Genomic DNA, 26,101 nt, shown 5'->3' with positions numbered 1-26,101 from the left:
GGCGGGCGCGGCCGGGTCCCGGCGGGCCCGGGCCGCGTGCGGGGCCGGCTAGCGGCGCGGGGGTTCCAGGCCCAGGACACGGTCCTTCAGGGCGGGGAACTGTTCCCGGGTGGCGGCCACCCGGCCCGGGTCGAACTCGACCGTGAGCACCTCCTCGCCCGCGCCCGCCTCCGCCAGCACCTCGCCCCAGGGATCGACCACGACCGAGTGACCCGCCTGGGGGACCCCGGCGTGCGTCCCGGCCGTTCCGCACGCCAGTACGAACGCCTGGTCCTCCACCGCCCGCGCCCGGGCCAGCAGCGTCCAGTGCGCGCGCCGGCGCTCGGGCCAGCCGGCCGGGACCACCAGGGTCTGGGCCCCGGCGTCGACGAGCCCGCGGAACAGCTCGGGGAAACGCAGGTCGTAGCAGGTCGCGAGGCCGAGGGTGGTCTCCGGCAGGCGCACGGTCACCAGTTCGCGCCCCGCCCCCATCAGCACGGCCTCGCCCCGGTCGAAACCGAAGCGGTGGATCTTGCGGTACGCGGCCGCCAGGTCCCCGGAGGGACCGAAGACCAGGGAAGTGTTGTAGAGCGGGCCCTCGGGGTCCCGCTCGGGGATCGAGCCGGCGTGCAGCCAGACGCCCGCGTCGCTCGCCGCCTTCGCCATGGCCTCGTACGTCGGCCCTTCGAGCGGCTCGGCCTCCTCGCCGAAGCGTTCGAAGGCGAAGGCCCCGGTCGTCCACAGCTCCGGCAGCACGACGAGATCCGCCCCGGCCTGCTCACGTACCAGCGCGGCCGCCCGCCGCCGGCGCGATTCGACCGATTCGCCCTCGTCCACGGCAATCTGGATCAGCGAGGCGCGCACACTACCACCGTCCTGGCATTCGAGTCGTCCACACGGGCCTACGATCGTCACACGAAAGCACTGCCGGGGTGCCTCACAGCAGCGTAACTTGGGGGTCTCCCCCTGCTCGCAGCGGAGCGAGAGCCTGGGGGGAGGAGTCCAAGACGCCCGCCGACCGCCGCCACCTCCCACTGGCAATGCCGCGACAACCTGCCCGTGTACCGACCGCCGAGGGGTCCCGTTCCGTGAGTCTGCATCCCACCCTCCAGCCCTACGCCGATGCCTGGACCCACTCCGTCGAGGCGATATCCGAGCTGGTGCAGCCGCTCGTGGAGGGCGAGTGGAACCGGCGGACCCCCTGCCCCGGCTGGTCCGTCCGTGACATCGTCTCGCACGTCATCGGCATGGACTGCGAGCTGCTGGGCGATCCGCGGCCCATCCACTCGCTGCCGCGCGACCTGTTCCACGTCACCAACGAGCACCAGCGCTACATGGAGATGCAGGTCGACGTCCGCCGCCACCACACGGCGCCGGAGATGACCTCCGAGCTGGAGTACACGATCATCCGCCGCAACCGCCAGCTGCGGAACGAGAGCCGCGACCCCGGCACCAAGGTGCGCGGCCCGCTCGGCGCGGAGATCACCCTGGAGGAGGCGATGCGCTACCGCGCCTTCGACATCTGGGTGCACGAACAGGACCTGCGCGCGGCCCTCGGCCGTCCCGGGAACCTGGACTCGCCCGGCGCCCTCATCACCCGCGACCACCTGCTGGCCGAGCTGCCGGCCGTGGTCGCTGAGGCGGCCGGCGCCCCGCGCAGCTCGGCGGTGGTCTTCGACGTCCACGGCCCGGTGGAGTTCCTGCGCACGGTCCGCGTGGACATCCAGGGCCGCGGCACCCTCGAGACGGCCCCGGCCCTCGGCCCGGCCGCGGCCCTCACTCTCGACTGGGAGACCTATGTCCGCCTGGCCTGCGGCCGGGTCACCCCGGAAGCGGTCGCGGACCGGGTGAAGACCGAGGGCGACCAGGACCTGGCGACGGCGATACTGCGCCACTTCACGGTGACGCAGTAGCACGCCCGTGCCCGCACATCCGGGTACGGGCACGGGCAGAGCCCGGGCACGGGCGGCCTGAGCGCCCCTTCCGCACCCGGGCACGGGGGCACGGACACGGCGGCGTGAGGGCCACGCCCGGCGCCCGGCGGCGGCTTTCGGACGGGGCCACGGCAGCGGGTCCGCCCGGGGCCGCCGCAGGCGGGTCCGGGCCAGGCCCCACGGGCGGGCGGCGGAGCCCGGCAGCCGCGGCCCCGGGCGCGCCGCACCCGCGCCGGACGCCACGCCTACGCCGGCACGTGCACCGAGGACACCCTGCTCGCGACGAGCCGCTCCCGCTCCCGCGCGGCCGCCCGCCCGCGCAGCCGCAGAATGCGGCTGACCCCCAGGGCCTGCAGCACGAACACGGAGGAGAAGGCGACGACGTAGTCGTCCCCGGTCGCGTCCAGCAGCACGCCGACGGCGAACAGCGTGGTCATGGAGGCGATGAAGCCGCCCATGTTGGTGATCCCGGACGCCGTGCCCTGCCGCTCGGGCGGATTGGCCGGCCGCGCGAAGTCGAACCCGATCATCGACGCCGGCCCGCACGCCCCCAGCACCGCGCACAGCGCCACCAGCAGCCACATCGGCGCCCGCCCGCCGGGGTACGCCAGCGTCAGCGCCCACAGGAGCGCGGTCGCCGCCACCGTGCCCAGCGCGAGCGGCAGCCGGGCCGCGTGGTGGCGGGCGACGATCTGCCCGTAGACGAGCCCGACGGCCATGTTGGACAGCACGACGAGGGTCAGCAGCTCCCCGGCGGCCGCCCGGCCGAGGCCCTGCGCCTCGACCAGGAACGGCAGCCCCCACAGCAGCAGGAACACCATCGCCGGGAACTGGGTGGTGAAGTGCACCCACATCCCGAGCCGGGTCCCCGGCTCCCGCCACGCCGCGGCGATCTGCCGGCGCACGTAGGCGGAGCCCTGGTGGGGCAGCGGCTCCGGCTCGTGCCCCTCGGGATGGTCCTTCAGGAAGAGCACCAGCAGCACCAGCACCACCACTCCGGCGAGCGCGCTGCCCGCGAACGCCGCGGTCCAGCCCAGCCCGTGCAGCAGCCGCGCCAGGACCAGCGTGGAGACCAGGTTGCCCGCCATGCCGGCCAGACCGGCGAGCTGGCCGACCAGCGGCCCGCGCCGCGCCGGGAACCAGCGGGTGCCCAGGCGCAGCACGCTGATGAAGGTCAGGGCGTCCCCGCAGCCCAGCAGGGCGCGCGAGGCGAGCGCGGTGCCGTACGACGGCGAGAAGGCGAAGCCGAGCTGCCCGGCCGTGAACAGCACCGCGCCCAGGCCCAGCACCTTCTTGGTGCCGAGCCGGTCGACGAGCAGGCCCACCGGTATCTGCATGCCGGCGTAGACGAGCAGCTGGAGGATGGAGAACGTGGACAGCGCGGAGGCGCCCACGTGGAAGCGGTCGGCGGCGTCCAGGCCGGCGACGCCCAGCGACGTACGGAAGATGACGGCGACGAAGTAGACGGCGACGCCGATGCTCCACACCGCGACGGCACGCCGGCCCCCGGGCGGGTCACCGGGCAGCGCGGGGCGCGACACCGAGCCGGCGGCCCCGGAGTCCCCGGAGGCCGAACGGGCTGAACAGGCTGAACCGGCCGAACCGACCGAACCGGCCGGACCGGACTGTGCGGAACGCCCGGAGGACGGATCGGACGAAGCCCCGGACGGCGAATCGGACGGGGACCCGGAGGGCGAATCGGACGAGGACCCGGGCGGGAGACCGGAGGACGAACTCACCGGACCTCACCCCGCGCCAGATGGGAGAACCAGCTGACGTGCCGGTGGACGACCCCGACGGCCGCGTCGGCGTCCCCCGCCCGCAGCGCGTCCAGGATCTCTTCGTGCTCGGCGAGCGTCTTGGCGATCCGGTCGGGGTGGGAGTGCATCACGGCGACGCCCATCCGCAACTGCCGGTCGCGGAGCTGGTCGTAGAGCCGGGAGAGGATGTCGTTGCCGCCGCTGCGCACGATCTCGGCGTGGAAGCAGCGGTCGGTGACGGCGGCCGCGGCGAAGTCCCCGGCGGCGGCCTGCTCCTTCTGCCGGGCCAGCAGCTCCTCCAGCCGCTCGATCAGCCGGGGCGCCGCCGGTACGGCCTTCCTGGCCGCGTGCTCCTCCACCAGCTGCCGGGTCTCGACGACGTCGGCGATCTCCTGCGCGGAGACCGGCAGCACGAGGGCTCCCTTTTTCGGGTACAGCTTGATGAGCCCCTCCACCTCCAGCCGCAGCAGCGCCTCGCGCACGGGCGTGCGCGACACACCGACGGCCTCGGCCAGCTCGCCCTCGGTCAGCAGCGTGCCGCCCTCGTAGCGGCGCTCCAGGACGGCTTGTTTGACATGGGTGTACACACGGTCGGCAGCGGGGGGCTGCTTCACGGACTGCTTCACGGCCAGGCTCATGCCCACAGCATAGATACATCACGTACGCATGACGTGTTCCGTCCGGCATGCGGACCTCCCCGGTCCGTCCGGAAAGCTCCTCAGCGACCGCACAACCATCTGTGCTAGTTACGAGTCAGACAGATGCGGCCCCCCTTCGTGGGCACCCAACGGGCACTCAATTCGGCCGCACCATAGGGGCATTCGACGTATTCGGGGTACATCACTTGAAAACCGGCATCCAGGCCACCCACCGCCTCCGCAGAGCCGCCGCCGTCGCCGTCACCACGGGCGCCGTGCTGGCCACCGGGGCGCTCACCACCGTTCCGGCGCAGGCCGTCACCGCGCCGTCGATCGTGGCCAAGGGCGGCTACGCGATGAACAACGCGAACGGCTCGACGCTGTTCACGAAGAAGGCGGACACCCGGCTGTCCACCGGCTCCACCACGAAGATCATGACGGCGAAGGTCGTGCTGGCCCAGCCGAAGCTCAACCTCGACGCGAAGGTCACCATCCAGAAGGCGTACAGCGACTACGTCGTGAAGAACAACGCCTCCCAGGCCCACCTGATCGTGGGCGACAAGGTGACCGTCCGCCAGCTGCTGTACGGCCTGATGCTGCCCTCGGGCTGCGACGCCGCGTACGCGCTGGCCGACAAGTTCGGCTCCGGCTCGTCGCGGGACGCGCGCGTGAAGTCCTTCATCGGCAAGATGAACAGCGCCGCCACGAGCCTCGGCCTGAAGAACACCCACTTCGACTCCTTCGACGGCATCGGCAAGGGCAGCAACTACTCCACGCCGCGCGACCTGACGAAGATCGCCAGCAGTGCGATGAAGAGCAGCACCTTCCGCACGATCGTGAAGACCAAGTCGTACACGGCCAGGACCGTCACCAAGACGGGCAGCACCCGCACGATGGCCACGTGGACGAACACCAACACGCTGCTCAGCAGCTACAAGGGCGCCATCGGCGTGAAGACCGGCTCCGGCCCGGAGGCCAAGTACTGCCTGGTCTTCGCCGCGACCCGGAACAACAAGACGGTCATCGGCACGGTCCTGGCCTCCTCGTCCATCTCGCAGCGCGCGACGGACGCCACGAAGCTCCTCAACTACGGCTTCGCCCGCCTGGGCTGACCCACCCCGCCGAAGAGAAGGGCCCGCCGCGCACCGGCGGGCCCTTTCGCACGCGCGACTTCACGCGCCTTCACGCGCCTTCACGCGCGGCTTCACGCGCGCCTGCACGCGCAGCGCCCGGAGCGCCGCCCCAGGTGCCCGCCCCGGCGTGGCGAGGGCGCACGATCGTATGATCCTTGTCCGAACGGGAGTTGGTGCCGGCACAGGGGGGAGTACGGCATGGCGGTGCGCGAACCCGGCGGAGCACACGGCGCCCACGGCGCGGACCTGCGGGTGTCCGGCAAGGACCTGACGAGGCTCGCCGACGACCTGGACGACATGCAGGACCACCTGGACAAACAGGTGAAGCGCATGGACGGGCTGGTGGACCGTATCGAGGCGGGCTGGAAGGGGCCGGCGGCGACCGCGTACCGCGTGTTCCACCGCGCGGCGGCCGAGGACGCCGTCCGCATCCGCGAAGTGATGAAACTGCTGGAGCAGGCCGTGCGGATGAGCCGGGACGGCTTCTCCCGGCACGACCTGGACGTGCTGCAGCAGATGCGGTCCGTCCACGTGGACGTCGGCAGCGAGGCCGACCGGCTGTCCACTCCCGGTCCGGCCGCCGCACCGCAACCGCCGCGCAGCAGCCTCGACTCCTACTGAGGACGACGACAACACGCCATCGACACAAGGGGGAACATGTCGACCGGGCCCGCTGCCGACGACCACATAGCCGTCTCCTTCGCCACCCTCCACGAGCTGGCCACCGAGCTGGAGGACATCCTCAAGAAGCTCAACGGCAAGCTGGACGACCTCTACGACCGCGTCGAGCCGGTCGTCCTGTCCTGGAACGGCGAGGCCCGCGAGGTCTTCGTACAGAAACTCGACGAGTGGGACCATTCCGCCCAGGACCTCCAGGCGGCCCAGAAGTGGCTCCACGAGTACGTCACCACGGGACACGCAAACTACGCGGCGGCTCACAAGGCGGTCCTGCGCGGGTGGGGGGCCGCCTGATGGCCACGCCTCCCCCGCCGCAGCCGGCCCCGTCCGCGAGTCCCCCGGCCGGAGCGGGCGCAGGGGACGGCGACGACCCGTCGCCCCGGCCCGAGCCCGAGCCCAGTCCCGGCCCTTCGCCGGACCCCGACCCCCAGCCCCCGCCCCCACCGCCCACCGGACGGGACGGTCTGCCCTCGGACGCGCGCCGCCGCTGGGAACGCGACCAGCTGAAGCAGCCGCCGCCCGGCAGCGGTGGCGGATTCGACGTGAAGCCCGGCCACGTCTACTACACGTCCGCGGTGATCCGTGACGAGCAGGTCGGCTTCCACAAGAGGGCCACCCGGCTGGTGCACGACGTCGATCACCGCCAGGCGGCGGGCAAGGGCAGCGGCGCCGACGACTTCGCCGCCGCCTACGACGACGTGGCCAAGGAGTTCCTGGAGACCTGGTCCAGGTGCGTGGCCGGCATCGGCGGCGTGTCGGTCGGACTGACCGTCACCGCGAACCACTACCAGGCCGCCGACTGGTCCTCCCGGGGAATCCAGGGACCGCCCCCTCGCCGGGATCCCCCCATCGGCGTCGGCAAGGCGTCCTACGGCCCGGTCGCGTCGATCAAGTGGACCGGTACCGGGGACGACTCGGACGTGCCTTTCGTGGCGGCCATCGGCAACGTCCCCGACTTCCTGGCCGACCTCATCAGGCCGGCCATCGAGGAGGGACTGCGCCTCGGCAAGACCCACGAGATCACCCCGGGAGCTCGGACCGGCGACCTTCGCACCATCGGGGACGCCTGGGCGGCCGCCGGGGAGTCGGCCGGAAAGTCGGCCGATGCCTTCACCGGGCACATCGAGTATCTGACGGACAGCGGCAACAGCGACTGGCAGAGCGCGATGAACGCCTTCTGCCAGTCGATCTGGGGCAGCACCGCGTGGGGCGGCCGCCGCGGCACGGACAACGAGGCGGTGCCGCCGTCCCAGCCGGGCGGCCGTGACTGGCGTACGAACCCGAAGGCGGCGCCGTCGGCGCGCCGGCCGGTCATCGAGGTGCTGCAGAAGTCCGGCAAGGAGATCAAGCAGATCTTCCACGATGTCGCGGACGCCGCCGAGAAGTGCCGGAGAACCACCGAGCGTCTGGCGGTCGAGGCCGCGAAGGCGACCGTCAGGGACATGACGCCGGACGGCTTCTCGTGGGAGGAGTTCACGAAGCTGTCGGCGTACGCCACCTTCGCGGAAATCGTCCTGAAGTTCCGCTCGCACATGGACAAGTCGGGATGCGACGCCGCCGTCGAGGCCTGCCACAAGGCGTTCCACGACGGCGCGGACAGGCTGCGCAAACTGCTCCCGGAACTCCACGAGGCGGCCATCAGCGCTCCGGCCTACGAGGCGGAGGAGGCCCGCGCGGAGGCGTTCGGGGCGCGCTCCCTGACCGACTTCAAGCCGGGGCATGTGTGGACGCGGCCCGGTGACACGGACGACGGCGTCTACCGGGTGGACCTGGCGTCCACCGAGTGGCTGGAGAACTCCCACACCGCCTCGAAGCACGTCGGCCTCACCGACGACCAGCTGGCGCAGCGTCTGCGCGACGACCTGAAGAAGCCGCCCCGGCCGGGAACCGCCTGGCCGTACGGCCAGCCCAAAATCGCGGAGGCTTCCTCTTTCCGGGACATGGAGTCCGCACAGAAGCTGACTCAATACAATCTGGACAAGAATGACAACAGGATTTCGGACTGGATCAAGAGCAAGCCGGCGAACGGTGCGCGGCTGGACGTGAGCGTTTCGGAAACACCGTACGGCCACAGCGGACGCAGCATCGACAAGAGCGAGATCCAGAACGACCCGTTCCCGGCCGGCAGAGCGAGATACGTGGACGGTGTGGAGACCCGGCTCGTCTACAACGACGACCTCGATCCCCCTTTCACCGTCATGACGTCGATGCCGAAGAATCTGACCCAGAAGGCAGGAAGTTAGTATGACGCCCACCCACGGGAAAGCTGTCGAATACTGGCAGCTGGCCGGAGCCCGTACGCTTCTGTCGCCGTACGAGGGGTGGAGCAAGAGGATCCCCGACGACGCCGCCGAGTGGCGGGAGCACCTGTTCACTCTGGTGCGCGGACTGCGCACCGCGAGCGTGGACGGCGCACGGCATCCGGCCGAGATCTCCGCGGAACTGCGGCTGGCCGCGGACCTCTTCGAGGCCTTCCCCGACGGTTCGCACAAGGCGCTGAAGAACCTGCCCCGCGCGGCCACCGAGGAGCGCACACCCGGCGTCCTGCGCGAGATCGCCGACTACGTCGACAACTGGGGCGCGGACCTGGAGACGTTCTGCGCAAGGCCCATGGACACCTGGGAGTTGAGTCTCCGCTTCCCGCGCTTCAGTCAGATTCTGCCCATCTATTTCGGCCAGGACGGCGTCGCGATCAGCGACGACATGCACGACGCCACCTCCGAGGAGGGCATCCGCATGTACATCGAGGAGACCCATCCCCGATGCCCGTGGGACCTGCCGAGCGTGGTCGCCGAGTGCTACCAGGCCGTGGCCGTCTTCCACACCGAGGAGCAGATGGACCGGTTCTTCAGTTCGGCGGCCATGGCCGGCGGATCGGGCACGGAGGACTTCACCGACTTCTTCCCGCTCTTCGCCCGCCTGTGCATCGAGCATCTGCGAGAGTCCCACTCACCCCTGTGGGAGCCGCGCAAGTAGACATCGGGAACACCGGGACAGAACCGAGCAGGAGACGATCGACCCGCCATGCGCACCCGTTCCGCCACCTACCCCGACCGCGAGACCGCCCAGTGGGCCACCCAGCAGGTCGTCACCGCCAACGAACAGGTCATTCACCGCTGGCTCGCGCGGTCCACACGCTCCCGGCTGACCATCGAGGCGTCCTGGCCCTCCCGGCGCGAACCGGTCGGACGGGTGCTGTTGCAGGCCATGATGCTGGCCGGCCGGGGGGCGGTGGACGTGCGGGCCGCCCGGGTGATCCTCCGCCGGGACCCCTCCCGCCCCCACGGCTTCGCCGTGCACGCCACTTTCCCGATCCACCTGTAGCGGAACCCACGCGAAGGCTGACGCCCGTGCCCCTGAGCCCCCTCGAACACGACCGCCGTTACGGCGAGCTCGACCAGGTCCTGCGCGCCTACGCCGGGCAGCCCGCCGACGACACCCCCGAGCGGCCCGGCCAGGCCCTCACCGCCTACCTCCGCCACACCTGGCACACCCGCCCCTGGGCCCTGGCCACCGCCGAACAGCAGCTGCGCGAGTACGCGGACAACCCGCCCGGCCGGCTCCGGCTGCGCCTCGGCGAGTTCTACGCCGTCCCCGACGTCGGCCTGCCCGAGGACGGGATCCAGCAGTGGCTGCGCTGCCTGGCCGACCACATCAGGCACAGCATCGAGGAGGGCGAGGTGCCGCCCCCGGCGGCGCCCGCCACCCACTGGGAGTGGCACGCCCGCTTCCCCGAGCTGGGCCAGTTCCTCGGCGGCTGGTTCTCCCAGGACATGCCCGACGAGTTCGACGACCACGACGCCGCCGTCGACGACTACCGGGCCGGCACCGACCCCCAGGTGACCGCCCGTCTCGTCGGCGAGCTGCGTGAACTGCTCGCCCTGGACCTCGAGGAGTCCGACTACGCCCTGGCCGTGGCGGAACTGGGCATGGAGGTCGACCCGCCCGCGCCCTTCTCCCCGAGCGGCTGGCTCGCCCTGGTCGCCGGCCGCCTGAGCGGCCCGGGTCCGGACCACGGGTCACCGTCGTGACACGCGCCCCGGCCCCCGCCGCCTCGCGGCAGCCGGGGGCCGGGACGGCCGAGGGGACGGCCGCGGGGTGTGCGCGGTCGTCCCCTCGGGTCGGGCCGGGCTGTGCGGGCGGGGGCGTCAGGCCCAGGTGATCAGGCGCTTGGGCTGCTCCAGGATCGCCGCGACGTCCGCCAGGACCTTCGAGCCCAGTTCGCCGTCGACCAGGCGGTGGTCGAAGGACAGGGCCAGGGTGGTGACCTGGCGGGGCTTGACCTTGCCCTTGTGGACCCACGGCTGGGGCCTGATCGCACCGACCGCGAGGATCGCGGACTCGCCGGGGTTGAGGATCGGCGTGCCCGTGTCGACGCCGAAGACGCCGACGTTGGTGATGGTCACCGTGCCGCCCTGCATGGCGGCGGGAGACGTCCTGCCCTCCCTCGCCGTCGCCACCAGCTCGCCCAGCGCCTGGGCCAGTTGCGGCAGGGTCTTGGCGTGGGCGTCCTTGATGTTGGGGACGATCAGCCCGCGGGGGGTGGCCGCCGCGATGCCCAGGTTGACGTAGTGCTTGAGGACGATCTCCTGGCCGGCCTCGTCCCAGGAGGCGTTGATGTCCGGGTTGCGCTTGATCGCCACCAGCAGGGCCTTGGCGATCAGCAGCAGCGGGTTCACGCGCAGGCCGTTGAACTCCTTGTCCTGCTTCAGCTCCTCGACCAGCCGCATCGTGCGCGTCACGTCCACCGTCACGAACTCCGTGACGTGCGGGGCCGTGAACGCCGAGCCGACCATCGCCGCCGCCGTCGCCTTGCGGACGCCCTTGACCGGGACACGGGTCTCGCGCGCGCCGTCGTACGTCACGGCCGGCGCGGGGGCGGCCGGCGCGGCCGCGGGAACGGGCGCCGGCGCCGTCACGGGCTCGGGCGCCGTCCGCGGGGCGGACACGGTCGCGGCCACCGCCGCGTGGACGTCCTCGCGCGTGATGATGCCGTCCGGGCCGGACGGGACCACCGTCGACAGGTCCACGCCCAGGTCCTTGGCCAGCTTGCGCACCGGCGGCTTGGCCAGCGGGCGGCCGGCGACGGGCGCGGGCGCCGGGGACACGGCGGGCGCGGGCGCGGCGGCCGGGGCGGCGCCGTGGCCGTTCAGCTCGGTCTGGACGGCGGCGGACGCCTGGGGGACCTTCACCTCCGGGCCCTTGCGCGGGCGGCGCCTGGTCGAGGACGTGGAGACGCCGTAGCCGACCAGGACCGGCTGGCGGCCCTCCGGCTTGGGCTCCTGCTCCGCTTGCTGCGGCCGGTCCGGCGCCTGGGCGGGCACCTCGGCCGGGGCGGTGCCGCCCGCGACCGCCACCGCGATGATCGGCGTGCCCACGTCCACCGTGGTGCCCTCGGGGAAGTGCAGCTCACGCACCACGCCGTCGTAGGGGATGGGCAGTTCGACGGCGGCCTTGGCCGTCTCGACCTCGCACACCACCTGCCCGTCGGTGACGGTGTCGCCGGGCTGGACGTACCACTTGAGGATCTCCGCCTCGGTCAGGCCCTCGCCGACATCCGGCATCTTGAACTCGCGCACGGACGCTTCGGTCATCGTCGTCACGAACCTCTCCCTCAGTACGCCAGCGAGCGGTCGACGGCGTCGAGCACGCGGTCCAGGTCCGGCAGATACGTCTCCTCCAGGCGCGCCGGCGGATACGGCGCGTGGTAGCCGCCGACCCGCAGGACCGGCGCCTCCAGGTGGTAGAAGCAGCGCTCGGTGATCCGCGCGGCGATCTCCGCGCCGGACCCGAAGAACACCGGGGCCTCGTGGACCACGACGAGACGGCGGGTCCTCTCCACCGACGCCTGGACCGAGTCGAAGTCCAGCGGCGAGACCGAGCGCAGGTCCAGGACCTCCAGGGACTTGCCCTCCTCGGCCGCCGCGGCGGCGGCCTCCTGGCAGAGCTTGACCATCGGGCCGTAGGCGGCGAGCGTGAGGTCGGTGCCCTCGCGGACGACCTTCGCCTTGTGCAGCGGGTCGGGGATGGCCTCGGTGCTGACCTCGCCCTTGTCCCAGTAGCGCCGCTTGGGCTCGAAGTAGATCACCGGGTCGTCGCTCTGGATGGCCTGCTGCATCATCCAGTACGCGTCCGACGCGTCGGACGGGGAGACGATCTTCAACCCCGCCACGTGCGCGAACAGCGCCTCGGGGGACTCGGAGTGGTGCTCGACCGCGCCGATGCCGCCGCCGTAGGGGATGCGCACGACGACCGGGAGCTTGACCTTGCCCAGGGAGCGGGCGTGCATCTTGGCGAGCTGCGTGACGATCTGGTCGTACGCAGGGAAGACGAAGCCGTCGAACTGGATTTCCACCACCGGGCGGTAGCCGCGCAGGGCGAGGCCGATGGCGGTGCCGACGATGCCGGACTCCGCGAGCGGGGTGTCGATGACGCGGCTCTCGCCGAAGTCCTTCTGCAGGCCGTCCGTCACCCGGAACACACCGCCGAGCTTGCCGACGTCCTCGCCCATGACGAGGACCTTCGGGTCGGCGTCCAGGGCGCGGCGCAGCGACTCGTTGATCGCCTTGGCCAGGGCCATCTTCTCCGCAGCCATGTTCAGACCCCCTCTGCGTCCGCGAACGACGCCTGGTAGGCGGCGAACTGGGCGCGCTCCTCGTCGACGAGCGCGTGCCCGTCCGCGTACACGTTCTCGAAGATCGCGAAGTGGTCCGGGTCCGGCATGGCGCGGACCGCCTCGCGTACTCGTTTGCCCAACGCCTCGCTCTCGGCCTCGAGTTCCGCGAAGAATCCCTCGTCCGCGTGGCCGGCCGCCTCCAGGTGGCGGCGCAGGCGCAGGATCGGGTCCTTCGCCTCCCAGGCCAGGCGCTCCTCGTCGCCCCGGTAGCGGGTGGGGTCGTCGGAGGTGGTGTGGGCGCCCATGCGGTACGTGTACGCCTCGACCAGGGTGGGGCCCTCGCCGTTGCGGGCCCGCTCCAGGGCCCACTTGGTCACCGCGAGGCAGGCCAGTACGTCGTTGCCGTCGACGCGGACGCCGGGGAAGCCGAAGCCCTGCGCGCGCTGGTAGAGCGGCACGCGGGTCTGCTTCTCGGTCGGCTCGGAGATCGCCCACTGGTTGTTCTGGCAGAAGAAGACGACCGGGGCGTTGCAGACCGCGGAGAAGGTGAAGGACTCGGCCACGTCGCCCTGGCTGGAGGCGCCGTCGCCGAAGTAGGCGATGACCGCGGAGTCCGCGCCGTCCTTGGCCACGCCCATCGCGTAGCCGGTGGCGTGCAGGGTCTGGGAGCCGATGACGATCGTGTAGAGGTGGAAGTTGTTGCTGTTGGGATCCCAGCCGCCGTTGTTCACGCCGCGGAACATGCCGAGCAGGTTCGTCGGGTCCACCCCGCGGCACCAGGCGACGCCGTGCTCACGGTAGGTGGGGAAGACGTAGTCGTCGTCGCGCAGCGCCCGGCCGGAGCCGATCTGGGCGGCCTCCTGGCCCAGCAGCGAGGCCCACAGGCCCAGCTCGCCCTGGCGCTGCAGGGCGGTGGCCTCGGCGTCGAAGCGGCGGGTGAGCACCATGTCGCGGTAGAGGCCGCGGAGCTCATCGGGGGTGACGCCGGCGACGTACTTGTCGTACGCGGCGTTCTTGACGCGCTTGCCCTCGGGCGTCAGCAGCTGTACGAGATCGGGGTCCGCGCCCTTGGCGGCGCCGCGGCTCCTGGTGCCGGTGGTGCCGGCGGATTTGGTACCGGTCGACCCGGCCTTGCTCCCGGCGCTGCGTCGCGGTGTGCGCGCGGCAGTGCTCTCCACGGTCACGTGTGCTCCTCCGTCGGTCCGGCCCCCGGGGTTGCCGGCGGGCCTGGGGGTCCCCCCCGCTCGCGGGAGCCGGGGGGAGGCTCACCTGCCCGACCACCGGGCACGGGGTGGGTGCCACTCGGCCGGGAACAGGCGTGACAGGTGCCCCGGCGAGCGCCCTGCAACAGTCACGTTACCCAGTGCTCCACATTTCTGTGAAACCCCTCCTGACCTGCGTTTTTCCTTGGATTTCCAAGTATTTTCCGCTTGGACGTCCAAGTATTTCGCCGGTATTCGGGGCAGCCGCTGGTCACAGCCTCGCAGGGGGCCGGAACACCGGCACGTTATCCCGTGATTCCGGCCACGGGAAGAGCCGAACGGGGCCCTGAGGCCGTCCGGGGCTGCTCCCTGTGGGGGACGGCGCCGCGCCGCCGGGGCTCCAGGGGGGTTCCACCGGGGTTCCGGCGGGGTTCCGGCGGGGTTCCGGCGGGGTTCCGGCGGAGGCGGGTAGGGGGCGTGCGGGTGGCCGAACGGCGTACGACACGATGTGACCGAAAGCGATCAACGGCGACTGTGTGTGACAAGCCGCAGCTCACGGCCCCTTCCGTGTGCCCTACCATCTGGCGCGTGCCGCGGTCTTGTGTACCACCCCCTGCATCCCACGCGCCCCCGCTGAGCGCCTTGCTGCGCCAGTACGCGGCCGGTTCCGCCCTCACCTGCGAGCCCGTCGACCAGGGTCTGCTCAACCGGGGGTACCGGCTGTGCACGACCCGCGGCCGGTACTTCCTCAAGCACCACTTCGACCCCGACACCGCCGACCCCGCGGCGATCGCCCGGCGCCACCGCGCCACCCAGCGGCTGGCCGACCTGGGCGTCCCGGTGGCGCCGGCCCTCGCCGGGCGCGACGGCCGTACGGTCGCCGTGGTCGGCGGGCACGCCTACGCCCTGCACCCCTGGATCGACGGCGGGCACCGGCACGGCGGCCAGCTCACCACGGGCCAGTGCGCCCGCCTCGGGGCGCTGCTCGGCGCCGTGCACGCGGGCCTGGAGCGGGTGATGCCGCCCAAGGGGCGCACCCGCCCGGCCACGAGCCCGCACCCGGTGAAGAGCGCCGACCCCGCCGACACCTTCGCGCTCATCGACGACCTGCTCGCCCAGGTCCGCCGCCACCGCCCCGCGGACGCCTTCGACGAACTGGCCCGCCACCGGCTGCTGGAGCGCCGGGCCCTGCTGGAGCAGCACGCGGGCCGCAGGCCGCCGCCCGGCGGGCCCGTGGGCTGGGTGCACGGCGACTTCCACCCCTTCAACCTGCTGTACCAGGGGGACGCGCCCGCCGCGATCGTCGACTGGGACCGGCTCGGGGTGCAGCCGCGCGCGGAGGAGGCCGTGCGGGCCGCCGCGATCTTCTTCGTCCGGCCCACCGGCACCCTGGACCTGCCCAAGGTCAGGGCCTACGCGCGGGCCTACCGGCGCGCGGCCGGCGTGGCCCCGGCGGAGCTGGCCGCGGCCGTGCACCGGGTGTGGTGGGAGCGGCTGAACGACTTCTGGATGCTGCGCTGGCACTACGAGCGCGGCGACACCCGCGCGGACCCGCAGTTCCCGGCCGCCTCGGCGCTCGTGGTGTGGTGGAGCCGCGAGTACGACGCGGTGTGCGGGGCGTTCACGGGGTGACCGGGGGCGGCGCCCGACGGCGCGGGCGGCCTCGCGCGTGCAGCGAGCGGCTTTGGCGGGGGGACGCACGCGCGCGTGGGCCCCGGTGGGGGCGCCGTCACGTCCCCCCACAACGTCGCGCGGCCCGTCCCCAGGGGCTCCGCGGGGGAGCGCTGGGGACGGGCCGGGGCCGCGTGGGTGAAGTGCCGGTCAGCCGTTGCCGAGGGGGCCCGCGTCCGCGCCGGTGGTGTCACCGCCGCTGGTGTCCGTCGAGGGCGGGTTCGAGGGCGGGGTGACCGGGGTCGACGGCGTCTCCTGCGGCTTGGAGCTCGGCGGGGCCGAGGGCTGCTCGGGCGACTGCTCCGGCGCCGACTGGGACACCGAGTACGACGGCCGGTAGGACGGGGTGTCGTTCCAGCCGGAGCCGCCGGAATCGGTACCCGGGCCGGTCTGCGTGTCCGGCGGCCCGCTGGTGACCGTGTCGCTCGGCTCCGCGCTGGGCTCCCGGTTCTCGGTGGACTGGCTGATCGACGGCGACTTGGTGGTGTCCGTGCCGCCGCCCCCGCCGCCGGTGTCGCCGGCCTTCTGCAGGGCCAGCGCCACACCCGCCGCGACGGCGATCACCGCGAGCACGGCGAGAATCCACAGCTTGCCGCGGCCGCTGCCCCGGTTGCCGTGCCCCTCGAAGCCGCCGTCGTCGCGGTTGCCGTAACCGCCGGGCAGGATCGGCGCGGGGATCTGGGTGGTGCCGGGACCCGGGTCGCCCGGGTGCGGCATCACCGTCGTGCCGGCGAGGCCCCCCGCCGGGGTGTGCCGGCCCTCGTGCACCTCCACCGGGCCGGTGTTCCAGGTCCCGGTGTGCCCGCCCTGGTCGTAGAGCATCTGCAGGGCGTACTGGACCAGGCCGCGCATCTCCTCGGCGGTCTGGAAGCGGTCGTCGGGCTCCTTGGCGAGGGAGCGCATCACCAGACCGTCCAGCTCGGGCGGGCAGCCGCCGTCCGACACCTGCGACGGCGGCACCGGGATGTCCTGGACGTGCTGGTAGACCACCGACAGCGGCGTCTCACCGGTGAAGGGGGGCCGCAGCGCGAGGAGTTCGTACAGCAGGCAGCCCGTCGCGTACAGGTCGGAGCGGTGGTCGACGGCCTTGCCGAGGGCCTGCTCCGGGGAGAGGTACTGCGGGGTGCCCATGACCATACCGGTCTGCGTCATCGTGGTGGACGCCCCGTGCAGGGCGCGGGCGATGCCGAAGTCCATCACCTTCACCGCGCCGTTGTCGGTGATGATGACGTTGGCGGGCTTGATGTCGCGGTGCACGATGCCGTGCTGGTGCGAGTAGGCCAGCGCCTCCAGGACGCCGGAGACGATGATCAGCGCCTGCTCGGGCCCGGGCGCCTCGGCGTTGAGCAGCAGATCGCGGATGGTGCGGCCCTCGACCAGCTCCATCACGATGTACGGCACCGACTGGCCGCCCACGAGGTCCTCGCCGGAGTCGTACACCGCGACGATGGCGTGGTGGTTGAGCCCGGCCACGGACTGCGCCTCGCGCGTGAAGCGGGCCTTGGAGACGGGGTCCTCGGCCAGGTCCGCGCGCAGCAGCTTGACCGCGACGGTGCGCCCGAGGCGTACGTCCTCGGCGGCGAACACCTCGGCCATCCCGCCCCGGCCGAGCCTGCGCGTCAGCCGGTACCGGCCGTCGCCGACCAGCCCTGCGTTGCCCCATGCCTCGGGCGCGTCCGACATGCCGCCGCCAGTCGCGTCTGGGTCGGACGGGCCCTGGGCGCGCTGCGTCTGTGCCATCGGTCCTCGCCGTCGTTTCTGCCCGCGGTGCGCGCGGTGTTGTCACGGTCTCCGTCGGCCACGCTACAGGCTCAGCGGGGGCCGCCGGTCCAGGATGCTTGCGGGGACCGGTTCGAGACGGACCGGTCATCAAACCTCGTGCGGGTACCGGGGTGCAAATCGTGTGTACCGGCCGTACGCCCGCTGTAACGCTTCCGCGACGCTTCTTTCGCGTACGGTCACGGAACGGGCACCGAGCTTGACGTGTCGGTGCCCTGGGGCAGACTTGGCCGGGAATACCACGTTCGATCACCGGAATCCGGTCACGGAACCGGCCGACGGAACAGCCGGCACAGTCGATCGCGGGAGCGTCGCGGGAGATGGGACAGCCGCTGCCACCGCGCCTATGGGGGACGCAGAACATGAGCCAGGACGGCGCACAGGGCCGGTTCGCGGGGCGGGCGCTGGCCGGCGGCCGCTACCAGCTGCGCGACTTGCTCGGCGAGGGCGGCATGGCCTCGGTGCACCTCGCCTACGACTCCGTGCTCGACCGTCAGGTCGCGATCAAGACGCTGCACACCGAACTCGGCCGGGAGCAGGCCTTCCGCGAGCGCTTCCGCCGCGAGGCCCAGGCAGTGGCGAAGCTCACGCACACCAACATCGTCTCGGTGTTCGACACCGGCGAGGACGATCTGGACGGCATGACGACGCCGTACATCGTCATGGAGTACATCGAGGGCCGGCCGCTGGGCTCGGTGCTCGAGGAGGACGTGCGGCGCCAGGGCGCGATGCCCGCCGACAAGGCCCTGAAGGTCGCCGCCGACGTGCTCGCCGCGCTGGAGATCAGCCACGAGATGGGCCTGGTGCACCGGGACATCAAGCCGGGCAACGTGATGATCACCAAGCGTGGCGTGGTCAAGGTGATGGACTTCGGCATCGCCCGTGCCATGCAGTCGGGCGTCACCTCCATGACGCAGACCGGCATGGTCGTCGGCACCCCGCAGTACCTCTCCCCCGAACAGGCCCTCGGCCGGGGCGTGGACGCCCGCTCGGACCTGTACTCGGTCGGCATCATGCTGTTCCAGCTCGTCACCGGGCGGCTCCCGTTCGACGCCGACTCGCCGCTGGCCATCGCGTACGCGCATGTGCAGGAGGAGCCGGTCGCACCCTCCTCGGTCAACCGCTCGCTGCCCCCCGCGGTGGACGCGCTGGTCGCCCGGGCACTGAAGAAGAATCCGAACGAGCGCTTCCCGAGCGCCGAGACGATGCGCGACGAGTGCCTGCGGGTCGCGGCCTCCTTCCAGCCCGCACCGCCGAGCATCGTCCCCGGCGCCCACACGCCCAGCGGCGCGGGCGTCGGCTCCGCGGTGTTCCCGCCGGTGGACGCGGCCCCGGGCCCGTCGGGCAGCGTGCAGACGCCGTACCAGCCGGCCCCGGCGACCCCGAACCCGTACAGCGGCGCCGGCCCCGTCGGCCCCCCGGCGCCCTCTCCGGCCTACGGCTATCCGCAGCAGTCCGGTTACCCGACGCCCGGTCCGTCGCCGTACGCCCAGCAGCAGGCCTCGACCCCGCCGCCGTACACCGTCTCGCCCCAGCACACGCCCCCGGCGGGCGGCCGGGCGGGCGGCGGGCGGAGCAGCAGGCCGGTGGTCATCGGCTCGGTCGCCGTGGCCGTCATCTCGATCGCCGGCCTGATCACCGGGCTGGTGCTGAACTCGGGCGGCAGCGACGACGGCGCCAAGGGCGGTGGCGGCACCGCCCGCGCCTCGACCTCGGCGGTGCCGGGTCACCGCGGGCCGGACACGTCGAAGACGATCGAGAAGACGGAGTGCTCCGAGCCTCAGGAGTCGTACAACGACCCCGACAAGATCCGCGTGCCGGACTTCCAGTTCAAGTACATCGGGTCGGTCAAGGAGTGCTTCCAGGCGGCCGGCTGGCGCATGAAGATCAAGTACGAGGACGAGAACACCTACGGCCAGGGCGCGGTCATGGACCAGTTCCCCTCGGCGGGCACGGACGTCGACCCCAGGAACATGCCCGAGATCGAGCTCAGCGTCTCCACCGGCAACCCGCCGTCGTCCTGATCGGCAACCCGCCGTCGTCCTGATCGGCAACCCGCCGTTGCCCTACGCGGCAACCCGCTGTTGCTCTGATCGGCAACCCGCCGTTGCCCTGACTGGCAGCCCGCCGTCGCGCCGGCCGGCGGGGCGCGCGCGGACGCGCGGCCCGCGGGCGTGGGTCCCGCGGGCGCGCGACGCACGGGCACGCGGCCGGGAAGGCCCGGAAGGCCTACAGGTACGGGCCGCCCGAGCGGCCACCCGTACGCGGGTCGTCACCGCCCTCGTGGCCGATGCCCGACGGCAGCGCGCGGCGCATCTGCTCCAACTGGGCGCGGGCGGCCATCTGCTGGGCGAACAGGGTGGTCTGGATGCCGTGGAAGAGGCCTTCCAGCCAGCCCACCAGCTGAGCCTGGGCGATCCGCAGTTCCGCGTCGCTCGGGGTTCCCTCGTCCGTGAAGGGCAGGGAGAGCCGCTCCAGTTCCTCCACGAGCTCCGGCGCCAGACCGTCCTCGAGCTCCTTGACCGAGCTCGCGTGGATCTCCTTCAGCCGGGCCCGGCTGGCATCGTCCAGCGGAGCGGCGCGCACCTCCTCCAGCAGCTGCTTGATCATGCTGCCGATGCGCATGACCTTCGCGGGCTGCTCCACCTGCTCCGTCACCGGGGTCTCTCGGGCGTCGTCGTCCCCACCACCACCACCGCCGCCGGTGCCCAGCGCCAAGCCGTCCTGTCCCACGACCAGGATCTGCGGATTCTCCGGCGACCGTTCGTTCCTCGGCATCTCCATGCCGCCATTGTCCCGCACCCGTGCGTCCGGCCTCCGGGGTGCCCCCCGCGCGGGACGTTCCGCCACCTTGCCGGGCCGCTCCGCCGTCCCGCCGGGCCGCTTGCCGGGCCGGTGGGGGCCCGCGCGAGGAGCGCCGGCTGCCGGTGGTGGGCCGGCGTGACCGGATCGTGCGGCGGGTTGGGCCCGGTGGGCGAACCCGGAATGCCGGATCGGTCCGGTGATGTGAGTGTGGTTCCACTGATCCGCTGACCGGGCACCGTGAGGGGGTCCCCGTCGTGACTCCAACGCTGCGCGTCGCCCTGCGCGCGACGGAACTGCTGGCCGTCGCCCTGGGCGCGCTCGCCCTGCCGTGCGGCACCGCCACGGCCCACGGCGCCGCCGAGGCGTACGGCGCGGCGCGGTTACACGGCACCCCGCCGGGGTACGGCCCGGTCCGGCTCCACGGCGGTCCGCCCGGGTACGGCCCGGTCCCGCCCCACGGCACCCCGGCACCCGGCACCGCGTCCGGGCCGCCTTCGCCCGCCGCGCCGCACGGCACCGCGAGCGGGCCGGCCGCGTCCGGGAGCGCCACCGCCTCCCGCGGTGCGGGGTCCGGGCCCGGGCAGCCACCGGGGTCCGGATCGCGTCCGGCCACCGCCTCCTCCGCCCCCGTCTCGCGCTCGCCGCTGCCCGCGCCTTCCGCCGCGCACTCCTCGTCGGGGTCCCGCCCCTCCCCGTCCGGCCCCGCCGTCCCCGCCGTCCCCGCCGCCCGCTCCTCGGCCTCCTCGGCGTCCGCGCCCGCCGAGGACGCCTCGCGGGCCGGCAGCCTGGCGGGCGAGGGGCGGCAGCGTCCCGGGCGGTCGCAGGACCCGGAGGCGGACGCCGAGGACGACGGCGGGGCCGGGCGGCGGGGCCGGGGCGACCGGGGCGGGCACGACCGGGGCGGGGACGCGGGCGACGGAAGCGCCGTGCCGGAGGCGACGGCCGCCACCCAGGCGGCGGACGAGGCCGTTCCGGTGCCGTCCACGCCCGCCGACGGGACCACCCCCGGGCCGGCCGCGCAGGCCGAACCGGCCACCGGGCGCGTGCTGCGCATCCTGCCGCTCGGCAGCGGACTGGTGCTGATCGGGCTCGGCCTGGGGCTGGCGTTCCTCGCCCTCAGGGTGCGCAGGAGCTGAGCCCGGCGCCCGCCCGGGCCGCCCCCTCAGCCGTCACTCCGCACCCTGTACCCAGCGCACCCCGTACCTGCACCCCCGCTCACGGCACGACCAGCAGCACCTTGCCGATGTGGCCGCTCTCCTCCACGATCCGGTGGGCGGTCGCGGCGTCGTTCATCGGCACTTCCCGGTCGACGACCGGACGGACGTACCCGCCGTCGAACAGCGGCCAGACATGCTCCCGTACGGCCGCGACGATGGCCGCCTTCTCGCTCAGCGGCCGGGCCCGCAGCGAGGTCGCGGTGATCGCGGCCTGCTTCCTCAGCAGGGTTCCGATGTTCAGCTCGCCCTTCACCCCGCCCTGCAAGCCGATGATCGCCAGCCGGCCGTTGACGGCGAGGGCCTCGACGTTGCGGTCCAGGTACTTGGCGCCCATGTTGTCGAGGACGACGTCGGCGCCGGCGCCGTCCGTGGCCCGCCGGACCTCCTCCACGAAGTCCTGCTCGCGATAGTTGATCAGGACGTCGGCGCCCAGCTCCGCGCAGTGGTCGAGCTTCTCCTTGGTGCCGGCCGTGACGGCGACCTTGGCGCCGACCGCCTTGGCGAGCTGGATCGCCATGGTCCCGATACCGCTGGAGCCGCCGTGCACGAGCAGCGTCTCACCCGGCCTGAGATGGGCGACCATGAAGACGTTGGACCAGACCGTGCACACCACCTCCGGCAGGGCGGCGGCGTGCTTCACGTCCACCCCCTCCGGCACCGGCAGCAGCTGCCCGGCCGGGACGACGACCTTCTCGGCGTAACCCCCGCCGGCGAGCAGGGCGCAGACCTCGTCGCCCACCGCCCAGCCGGACACACCGGAGCCGAGCGCGGCGACCCGCCCGGAGCACTCGAGGCCGGGGTACCGGGAGGCGCCGCGGGGCGGGTCGTAGAAGCCCTGCCGCTGGAGGATGTCGGCGCGGTTGACGGCACTGGCCACCACCTCGACCAGGACCTCGCCCTCGCCGGGCACCGGGTCCGGCACCTCGGCCCACACCAACGCCTCGGGCCCGCCGGGTTCGGGAATCGTGATCGCATGCATGGCGCCGACGCTACTCCTCGCCCGCCGCCCCGCCGCGGGGCACGGCACGGTCAGTCCGGTGACATCGGCCGGATGTCCGGGGTGACCCGCCGGGCCGGCGTGGCACGGACGATGGTGATCACACGGTCCGTCAACTGCAGGGTGCCGACCGCGGGATCGTCGAACCCGAGCACCCGGTGGCCCCGTACGACACTCACCACGAGGTCGTCCACCTCCCGCGGGCCCTTGCCCACCTCGGCCTTTATGACGGGCCGCTCCACCAGGTCCAGGCCGCTGCCCTGCTGGATGAGGTCCTCCATGACCATGCCGGCGGCCGGGCTGAGCACGGACAGCCCGAGCAGCCGGCCCGCGGCGCTGGCGCTGGTGATCACGGCGTCCGCCCCCGACTGCCGCAGCAGCGGTGCGTTCTCCTCCTCACGCACCGCCGCCACGATCTTCGCCGCGCGGTTGAGCTGCCGGGCCGTCAGCGTCACCAGCACGGCCGTGTCGTCCCGCTGGGTGGCGACGATGATCTGCCGGGCCCGGTGCACCTCGGCCCGCTTCAGGACCTCGCTGCGCGTCGCGTCCCCGATCACTCCCGCATAGCCGTCCGCCGTGGCCGCCTCGACCACCTTGGCGCTGGGGTCGACCACGACGACCTGCTCCTTCTTCAGCCCCGTCGCGCAGACGGTCTGGATCGCCGACCTCCCCTTCGTGCCGAAGCCGACGACGACGGTGTGGTCGCGCAAGGTGGACCTCCAGCGGTTGAGGCGCCACTCCTCACGGGTGCGCTCGGTGAGGACCTCGAGGGTGGTGCCGACGAGGATGATCAGGAACAGCACGCGCAGGGGTGTGATGACGAGGATGTTGGTGAGCCGGGCGCTCTCGCTCACGGGGGTGATGTCGCCGTACCCGGTGGTGGAGAGCGTCACCGTGGCGTAGTACGCAGCGTCCAGGAGGTCGACGGAGCCGTCGGCGTTGTCGTGGTAGCCGCCGCGGTCGGCGTAGACGACGAAGATGGTCACGAGCAGCACCAGCAGCGCCATGGCCAGCCGCTTGCCGACCTGGCGCAGCGGGCGCTCCACCACCTTCTTCGGGAGTTCCACCCGGTGGGTCACGAGATGTTCGTCCGCCTGGCGGGCGATCGCGTCATGGCCCGGAAGTTTCACGTGAAACACACTCCGATGCCCGCGGCCGCCCAGGGCAGGTCGAGCAGCTCCGTCTCCTGCCCCTGCCGGGCGCCACCGGGCGGTACGACGGCGAGGGCGTCGGCCGCGGCCACCCCGCGCAGCATGGCGGGACCGTTGTAGTGCAGCGGAACCGCGTGGTCGCCGCGCAGCACCACCGGCACCAGCCGGGTGTCGTACGGATGGCCGTGCACCGCGTCCTTCAGCGGCAGCGTGTACGGCTCGGGGGCCGGACGCGCGGCGAGGGTGCGCAGCAGCGGCTCGGCCAGCGTGAGCAGGCCGGAGACGGCCGCGAGCGGGTTGCCGGGCAGGCCGACGAGGTGCCGGTCCTCCGCGAGGCGGGCCAGCAGCATCGGGTGGCCGGGGCGCACCTGCACGCCGTCCACCAGCAGTTCCGCGCCGATGCGGCGCAGGGTGGGGTGGACGTGGTCGACGGGGCCGGCCGCGGTGCCCCCGGTGGTCACGACCAGATCGGCCCCGGACGCGGTGACCGCCCGGTACAGGGCCTCGGCGTCGTCCCCGACCGCCCGGACGGCGGTGACCTCGGCGCCCAGCGCCCGCAGCCAGGGCGGCAGCATGGGGCCGAGCGCGTCCCGGATCCGGCCGTCCTGCGGCAGTCCCCGGGTGAGCAGTTCGTCGCCGAGCACGAGGACGTCGACGCGGGGCCGGGGCACGGCGGTCAGGGTGTCGTAGCCCGCCGCCGCGGCCAGGCCGAGCACGGCCGGGGTGACCAGGGTGCCCGCGGGCAGCAACTGGTCCCCGCTGCGGCACTCCTGCCCACGGGGGCGGATGTCCTGACCGTGCTGCACCTCCCGGGTGGGGTGCAGCCGGCCCTTGGCGTCCGTGCGGCCGTACTCGCTGCGCAGCACCGCCGTGGTGTCCAGCGGGACACGGGCCCCGGTGGCGATGCGGACCGCCTCGCCGTCGGTCAGCGGGTCCGGCAGCGCGTGACCGGCCAGCGCGCCCTCGTCGCGTACGTCCCAGGGGCCGGGGCCGGACACCGCCCAGCCGTCCATCGCGGAGGTGTCGAACGAGGGCAGGTCGGTGAGCGCGCCGAGGGGGGCGGCCAGGACGAGGCCCAGGGCGGCGTCCAGGGGGACCGACAGGGGCGGGCGGCGGGCGCCGGCCCGGACGGCGCGGGCCGCGGTCCACCGTGCCTGCGGCCAGGGCGTGGCCCGGTGACCGGCGTCCGGACGGTGCCCGGAGTGCGCGGTGTGCGGGGCGTGGGCGTGGGCGCCGGCGGCGGACTCGGGCGCGGGACCGCTGCCGCGGGCCGGACCGGAGCCGCGTTCGCCGCCGGTGTCGCCGTGGGCTTCCTTCACGAGGGCGAGCGCCTCCTCGACGTCGAGGTCCTCGAGGTCGTCGACGGCCTCGCCGGTCCGCCCTCCGCGGGCGGTCATCCCGCGTCCGGACGGGCGTCGGGGGTGGCGCCGGGGGCCACGTCGGGCTTGTCGCCGGTGCCGTCCTCGTCCGCCCAGCGCAGCGCGAGGGCGGCGGCCTTGCGGGCGGCCTCGGCGACCGCTTCGGGGCCCGCCCCGGCCCGGGCCGCGGCGTAGCCGACGAGAAACGTGGTCAGGGGCGCCGCGGGCCGGGCCACACCGTGGGCGGCGTCGCGGGCGAGGTCGAGCAGGACGCCGGTGTCGACGTCCAGGTCGATGCCCAGCTCGGCCTTGACTGCGGAGATCCATTCGTCCAACACGTGCCCATGCTCCCTGATGCGTGCCCTGGCGGTGGCGATGTCGTCCCAGGTGTCGCAGTCGAACGACGCGACGTGGTCGGGGACGCGGATGAGGTCGAGTGCGGCGGTGAGCCGGCGCAACGGCAGCCCGGCGAGGGCCGCGCCCGCCCCCGGGCCGTCCGGGAGCGCGGAACCCTCCGGCGGCGCGGAACCGTCCGGGGGCGCGGAGCCCTCCGGGGACGGGGAGCCGGAGCCGGACGGGGGCGCGGAGCCCTCCGGCGACTGGTGGCCCTTCGGGGACTGGTGGCCCTCCGGGGGCTGGTGGCCTCCCGGGAGCGCGGCCGGGGCGAGGGCGGCGAGGCCGCGGCGCAGCGCGCGGGCGCGGTAGGCCGCCACCAGCGGCTGGTCGCGGCCGTCGGCGTCGGTGAGCAGCGCGCCGTCGGCCGGGCCGGTGCGCAGGGCGGTCAGCAGCCGCCGCACCGTGGCCGGCCGGAGGAAGGGCAGGTCGGCGGAGAGCACCACGACGTACTCCGCCGTGGTGCGGCGCAGCCCGGCCTCCAGGGCGGCCAGCGGGCCGCCGCCGGGCGGGTCCTCGCGCGCCCACAGCACCGGGCGCGCGGTCGGCCGGGGATCGGCCACGACGACCGTGGTCCGGGCGTCGGCGCAGGCGGCGAGCACACGGTCGATCAGGGCGCGGCCGCCGACCCGGGTGCCGGGCTTGTCCGCGCCGCCGAGCCGCCGCGCGGCGCCGCCGGCCAGGACGACGGCGTCGTAGTCCCGCGCGTCGCCACGGGCCGGTGCGCCGGGTGGCTCGAAGGAGGTCACCCCCCGAGTATGCGTCCCGCCCTCGGCGCCGGAGCAACGAG

The 26,101-nt window shown here is 73.3% G+C and carries 23 protein-coding genes; 11 read left to right on the top strand and 12 right to left on the bottom strand.

All coding sequences use genetic code 11. The features are described from left to right. Positions 1-48: 48 nt before the first annotated feature. Positions 49-843 (bottom strand): carbon-nitrogen family hydrolase, encoded by a 795-nt coding sequence (locus ACI2LW_RS16335; protein WP_404731856.1) that lies wholly within the window; start codon positions 841-843, stop codon positions 49-51. A gap of 224 nt (positions 844-1,067) precedes the next feature. On the opposite strand from ACI2LW_RS16335, the gene ACI2LW_RS16330 reads away from it, so the two are divergent. Beyond that, a complete protein-coding gene (locus tag ACI2LW_RS16330) occupies positions 1,068-1,892 on the top strand; it encodes a maleylpyruvate isomerase family mycothiol-dependent enzyme (protein WP_404731855.1) in 825 nt (274 codons plus the stop codon). A gap of 266 nt (positions 1,893-2,158) precedes the next feature. On the opposite strand, the gene ACI2LW_RS16325 is transcribed toward ACI2LW_RS16330, so the two are convergent. Beyond that, the gene (locus ACI2LW_RS16325; RefSeq protein ID WP_404731854.1) at positions 2,159-3,454 is read right to left on the bottom strand and encodes a nitrate/nitrite transporter; all 1,296 of its coding nucleotides are present in this window, start codon (positions 3,452-3,454) and stop codon (positions 2,159-2,161) included. A gap of 194 nt (positions 3,455-3,648) precedes the next feature. Continuing rightward, positions 3,649-4,299 (bottom strand): GntR family transcriptional regulator, encoded by a 651-nt coding sequence (locus tag ACI2LW_RS16320; protein WP_404731937.1) that lies wholly within the window; start codon positions 4,297-4,299, stop codon positions 3,649-3,651. 218 nt (positions 4,300-4,517) lie between these two features. Between ACI2LW_RS16320 and ACI2LW_RS16315 the strand changes: the two genes are divergently transcribed. The 7 genes from ACI2LW_RS16315 to ACI2LW_RS16285 all read left to right on the top strand — a co-directional run bounded on the left by ACI2LW_RS16315 (position 4,518) and on the right by ACI2LW_RS16285 (position 10,153). After that, a complete protein-coding gene (locus ACI2LW_RS16315; RefSeq protein WP_404731853.1) occupies positions 4,518-5,423 on the top strand; it encodes a D-alanyl-D-alanine carboxypeptidase family protein in 906 nt (301 codons plus the stop codon). Between the two features lie 219 nt (positions 5,424-5,642). Next, positions 5,643-6,065, top strand: a complete 423-nt coding sequence (locus ACI2LW_RS16310) for a WXG100 family type VII secretion target (protein WP_404731852.1) — start codon at positions 5,643-5,645, stop codon at positions 6,063-6,065. A 36-nt stretch (positions 6,066-6,101) separates the two neighbouring features. Beyond that, positions 6,102-6,416 carry a WXG100 family type VII secretion target gene (locus ACI2LW_RS16305; protein ID WP_404731851.1) on the top strand — a complete coding sequence of 105 codons (315 nt, stop codon included), beginning with the start codon at positions 6,102-6,104 and terminating at the stop codon, positions 6,414-6,416. Then, positions 6,416-8,365: an RNase A-like domain-containing protein gene (locus ACI2LW_RS16300; protein ID WP_404731850.1), complete on the top strand. Its 1,950-nt coding sequence runs from the start codon at positions 6,416-6,418 to the stop codon at positions 8,363-8,365. Before ACI2LW_RS16305 ends, ACI2LW_RS16300 begins: the two co-directional genes overlap by 1 nt. Position 8,366: 1 nt before the next feature. Then, complete coding sequence (locus tag ACI2LW_RS16295) at positions 8,367-9,098, top strand: hypothetical protein (RefSeq protein ID WP_404731849.1); 732 nt, start codon at positions 8,367-8,369, stop codon at positions 9,096-9,098. 48 nt (positions 9,099-9,146) lie between these two features. Next, positions 9,147-9,446, top strand: coding sequence for an RNase A-like domain-containing protein (locus ACI2LW_RS16290; protein WP_404731848.1), 300 nt, complete (start codon positions 9,147-9,149; stop codon positions 9,444-9,446). Positions 9,447-9,472: 26 nt separating this feature from the next. Next, positions 9,473-10,153, top strand: a complete 681-nt coding sequence (locus tag ACI2LW_RS16285; protein WP_404731847.1) for a contact-dependent growth inhibition system immunity protein — start codon at positions 9,473-9,475, stop codon at positions 10,151-10,153. Positions 10,154-10,270: 117 nt separating this feature from the next. Here ACI2LW_RS16285 and ACI2LW_RS16280 read toward each other — a convergent pair whose 3' ends face one another. The 3 genes from ACI2LW_RS16280 to pdhA are packed head-to-tail and all read right to left on the bottom strand — an operon-like array spanning position 10,271 to position 13,922. Further along, on the bottom strand, positions 10,271-11,725 hold the full coding sequence (locus ACI2LW_RS16280) for a dihydrolipoamide acetyltransferase family protein (protein WP_404731846.1): 1,455 nt from the start codon (positions 11,723-11,725) through the stop codon (positions 10,271-10,273). A gap of 11 nt (positions 11,726-11,736) precedes the next feature. Further along, complete coding sequence (locus ACI2LW_RS16275) at positions 11,737-12,717, bottom strand: alpha-ketoacid dehydrogenase subunit beta (RefSeq protein WP_404731845.1); 981 nt, start codon at positions 12,715-12,717, stop codon at positions 11,737-11,739. Between the two features lie 2 nt (positions 12,718-12,719). Then, the gene (gene pdhA, locus ACI2LW_RS16270; RefSeq protein WP_404731844.1) at positions 12,720-13,922 is read right to left on the bottom strand and encodes a pyruvate dehydrogenase (acetyl-transferring) E1 component subunit alpha; all 1,203 of its coding nucleotides are present in this window, start codon (positions 13,920-13,922) and stop codon (positions 12,720-12,722) included. A 606-nt stretch (positions 13,923-14,528) separates the two neighbouring features. Here pdhA and ACI2LW_RS16265 point away from each other — a divergent pair. Then, on the top strand, positions 14,529-15,572 hold the full coding sequence (locus ACI2LW_RS16265) for a phosphotransferase (protein ID WP_404731843.1): 1,044 nt from the start codon (positions 14,529-14,531) through the stop codon (positions 15,570-15,572). A gap of 189 nt (positions 15,573-15,761) precedes the next feature. Here ACI2LW_RS16265 and ACI2LW_RS16260 read toward each other — a convergent pair whose 3' ends face one another. After that, complete coding sequence (locus ACI2LW_RS16260) at positions 15,762-17,351, bottom strand: protein kinase (RefSeq protein ID WP_404731842.1); 1,590 nt, start codon at positions 17,349-17,351, stop codon at positions 15,762-15,764. A gap of 401 nt (positions 17,352-17,752) precedes the next feature. Between ACI2LW_RS16260 and ACI2LW_RS16255 the strand changes: the two genes are divergently transcribed. Beyond that, a complete protein-coding gene (locus tag ACI2LW_RS16255) occupies positions 17,753-19,414 on the top strand; it encodes a protein kinase (RefSeq protein ID WP_404731841.1) in 1,662 nt (553 codons plus the stop codon). 205 nt (positions 19,415-19,619) lie between these two features. Here the strand turns inward: ACI2LW_RS16255 and ACI2LW_RS16250 are convergent, their stop codons facing one another. Beyond that, positions 19,620-20,174, bottom strand: coding sequence for a bacterial proteasome activator family protein (locus tag ACI2LW_RS16250; RefSeq protein ID WP_404731840.1), 555 nt, complete (start codon positions 20,172-20,174; stop codon positions 19,620-19,622). A gap of 275 nt (positions 20,175-20,449) precedes the next feature. Here ACI2LW_RS16250 and ACI2LW_RS16245 point away from each other — a divergent pair, with 275 nt between their 5' ends. Further along, entirely contained in the window at positions 20,450-21,331 is an 882-nt protein-coding gene (locus tag ACI2LW_RS16245; protein ID WP_404731839.1) for a hypothetical protein, read from the top strand. A 79-nt stretch (positions 21,332-21,410) separates the two neighbouring features. Here ACI2LW_RS16245 and ACI2LW_RS16240 read toward each other — a convergent pair whose 3' ends face one another. From ACI2LW_RS16240 to ACI2LW_RS16225, 4 genes are read right to left on the bottom strand one after another with little or no spacing between them, the layout of a single operon-like run. Next, on the bottom strand, positions 21,411-22,391 hold the full coding sequence (locus tag ACI2LW_RS16240; protein WP_404731838.1) for an NAD(P)H-quinone oxidoreductase: 981 nt from the start codon (positions 22,389-22,391) through the stop codon (positions 21,411-21,413). Positions 22,392-22,441: 50 nt separating this feature from the next. Then, positions 22,442-23,539, bottom strand: coding sequence for a potassium channel family protein (locus ACI2LW_RS16235; protein ID WP_404731837.1), 1,098 nt, complete (start codon positions 23,537-23,539; stop codon positions 22,442-22,444). Continuing rightward, positions 23,536-24,957, bottom strand: a complete 1,422-nt coding sequence (locus ACI2LW_RS16230; protein ID WP_404731836.1) for a molybdopterin molybdotransferase MoeA — start codon at positions 24,955-24,957, stop codon at positions 23,536-23,538. Before ACI2LW_RS16230 ends, ACI2LW_RS16235 begins: the two co-directional genes overlap by 4 nt. Beyond that, positions 24,954-26,060: an NTP transferase domain-containing protein gene (locus ACI2LW_RS16225; protein WP_404731835.1), complete on the bottom strand. Its 1,107-nt coding sequence runs from the start codon at positions 26,058-26,060 to the stop codon at positions 24,954-24,956. The genes ACI2LW_RS16230 and ACI2LW_RS16225 overlap by 4 nt, the downstream gene beginning before the upstream one ends. Between the last annotated feature and the right edge of the window lie 41 nt (positions 26,061-26,101).

The organism is Streptomyces sp. NPDC004065 (assembly GCF_044903565.1).
Classification (GTDB): Bacteria; Actinomycetota; Actinomycetes; order Streptomycetales; family Streptomycetaceae; genus Streptomyces.
The sequence above is the reverse complement of the archived record's forward strand: the minus strand, read 5'-3'. Positions and strand labels throughout refer to the sequence as shown.

What these genes read in the sequence shown, in the direction of transcription:
- ACI2LW_RS16300 (WP_404731850.1), top strand. Translation starts at nt 6,416, where the DNA reads ATGGCCACGCCTCCCCCGCCGCAGCCGGCCCCGTCCGCGAGTCCCCCG.
- ACI2LW_RS16295 (WP_404731849.1), top strand. Translation starts at nt 8,367, where the DNA reads ATGACGCCCACCCACGGGAAAGCTGTCGAATACTGGCAGCTGGCCGGA.
- ACI2LW_RS16305 (WP_404731851.1), top strand. Translation starts at nt 6,102, where the DNA reads ATGTCGACCGGGCCCGCTGCCGACGACCACATAGCCGTCTCCTTCGCC.
- ACI2LW_RS16275 (WP_404731845.1), bottom strand. Translation starts at nt 12,717, where the DNA reads ATGGCTGCGGAGAAGATGGCCCTGGCCAAGGCGATCAACGAGTCGCTG.
- ACI2LW_RS16230 (WP_404731836.1), bottom strand. Translation starts at nt 24,957, where the DNA reads ATGACCGCCCGCGGAGGGCGGACCGGCGAGGCCGTCGACGACCTCGAG.
- ACI2LW_RS16255 (WP_404731841.1), top strand. Translation starts at nt 17,753, where the DNA reads ATGAGCCAGGACGGCGCACAGGGCCGGTTCGCGGGGCGGGCGCTGGCC.
- ACI2LW_RS16260 (WP_404731842.1), bottom strand. Translation starts at nt 17,351, where the DNA reads ATGGCACAGACGCAGCGCGCCCAGGGCCCGTCCGACCCAGACGCGACT.
- ACI2LW_RS16290 (WP_404731848.1), top strand. Translation starts at nt 9,147, where the DNA reads ATGCGCACCCGTTCCGCCACCTACCCCGACCGCGAGACCGCCCAGTGG.
- ACI2LW_RS16250 (WP_404731840.1), bottom strand. Translation starts at nt 20,174, where the DNA reads ATGGAGATGCCGAGGAACGAACGGTCGCCGGAGAATCCGCAGATCCTG.
- ACI2LW_RS16240 (WP_404731838.1), bottom strand. Translation starts at nt 22,391, where the DNA reads ATGCATGCGATCACGATTCCCGAACCCGGCGGGCCCGAGGCGTTGGTG.
- ACI2LW_RS16310 (WP_404731852.1), top strand. Translation starts at nt 5,643, where the DNA reads ATGGCGGTGCGCGAACCCGGCGGAGCACACGGCGCCCACGGCGCGGAC.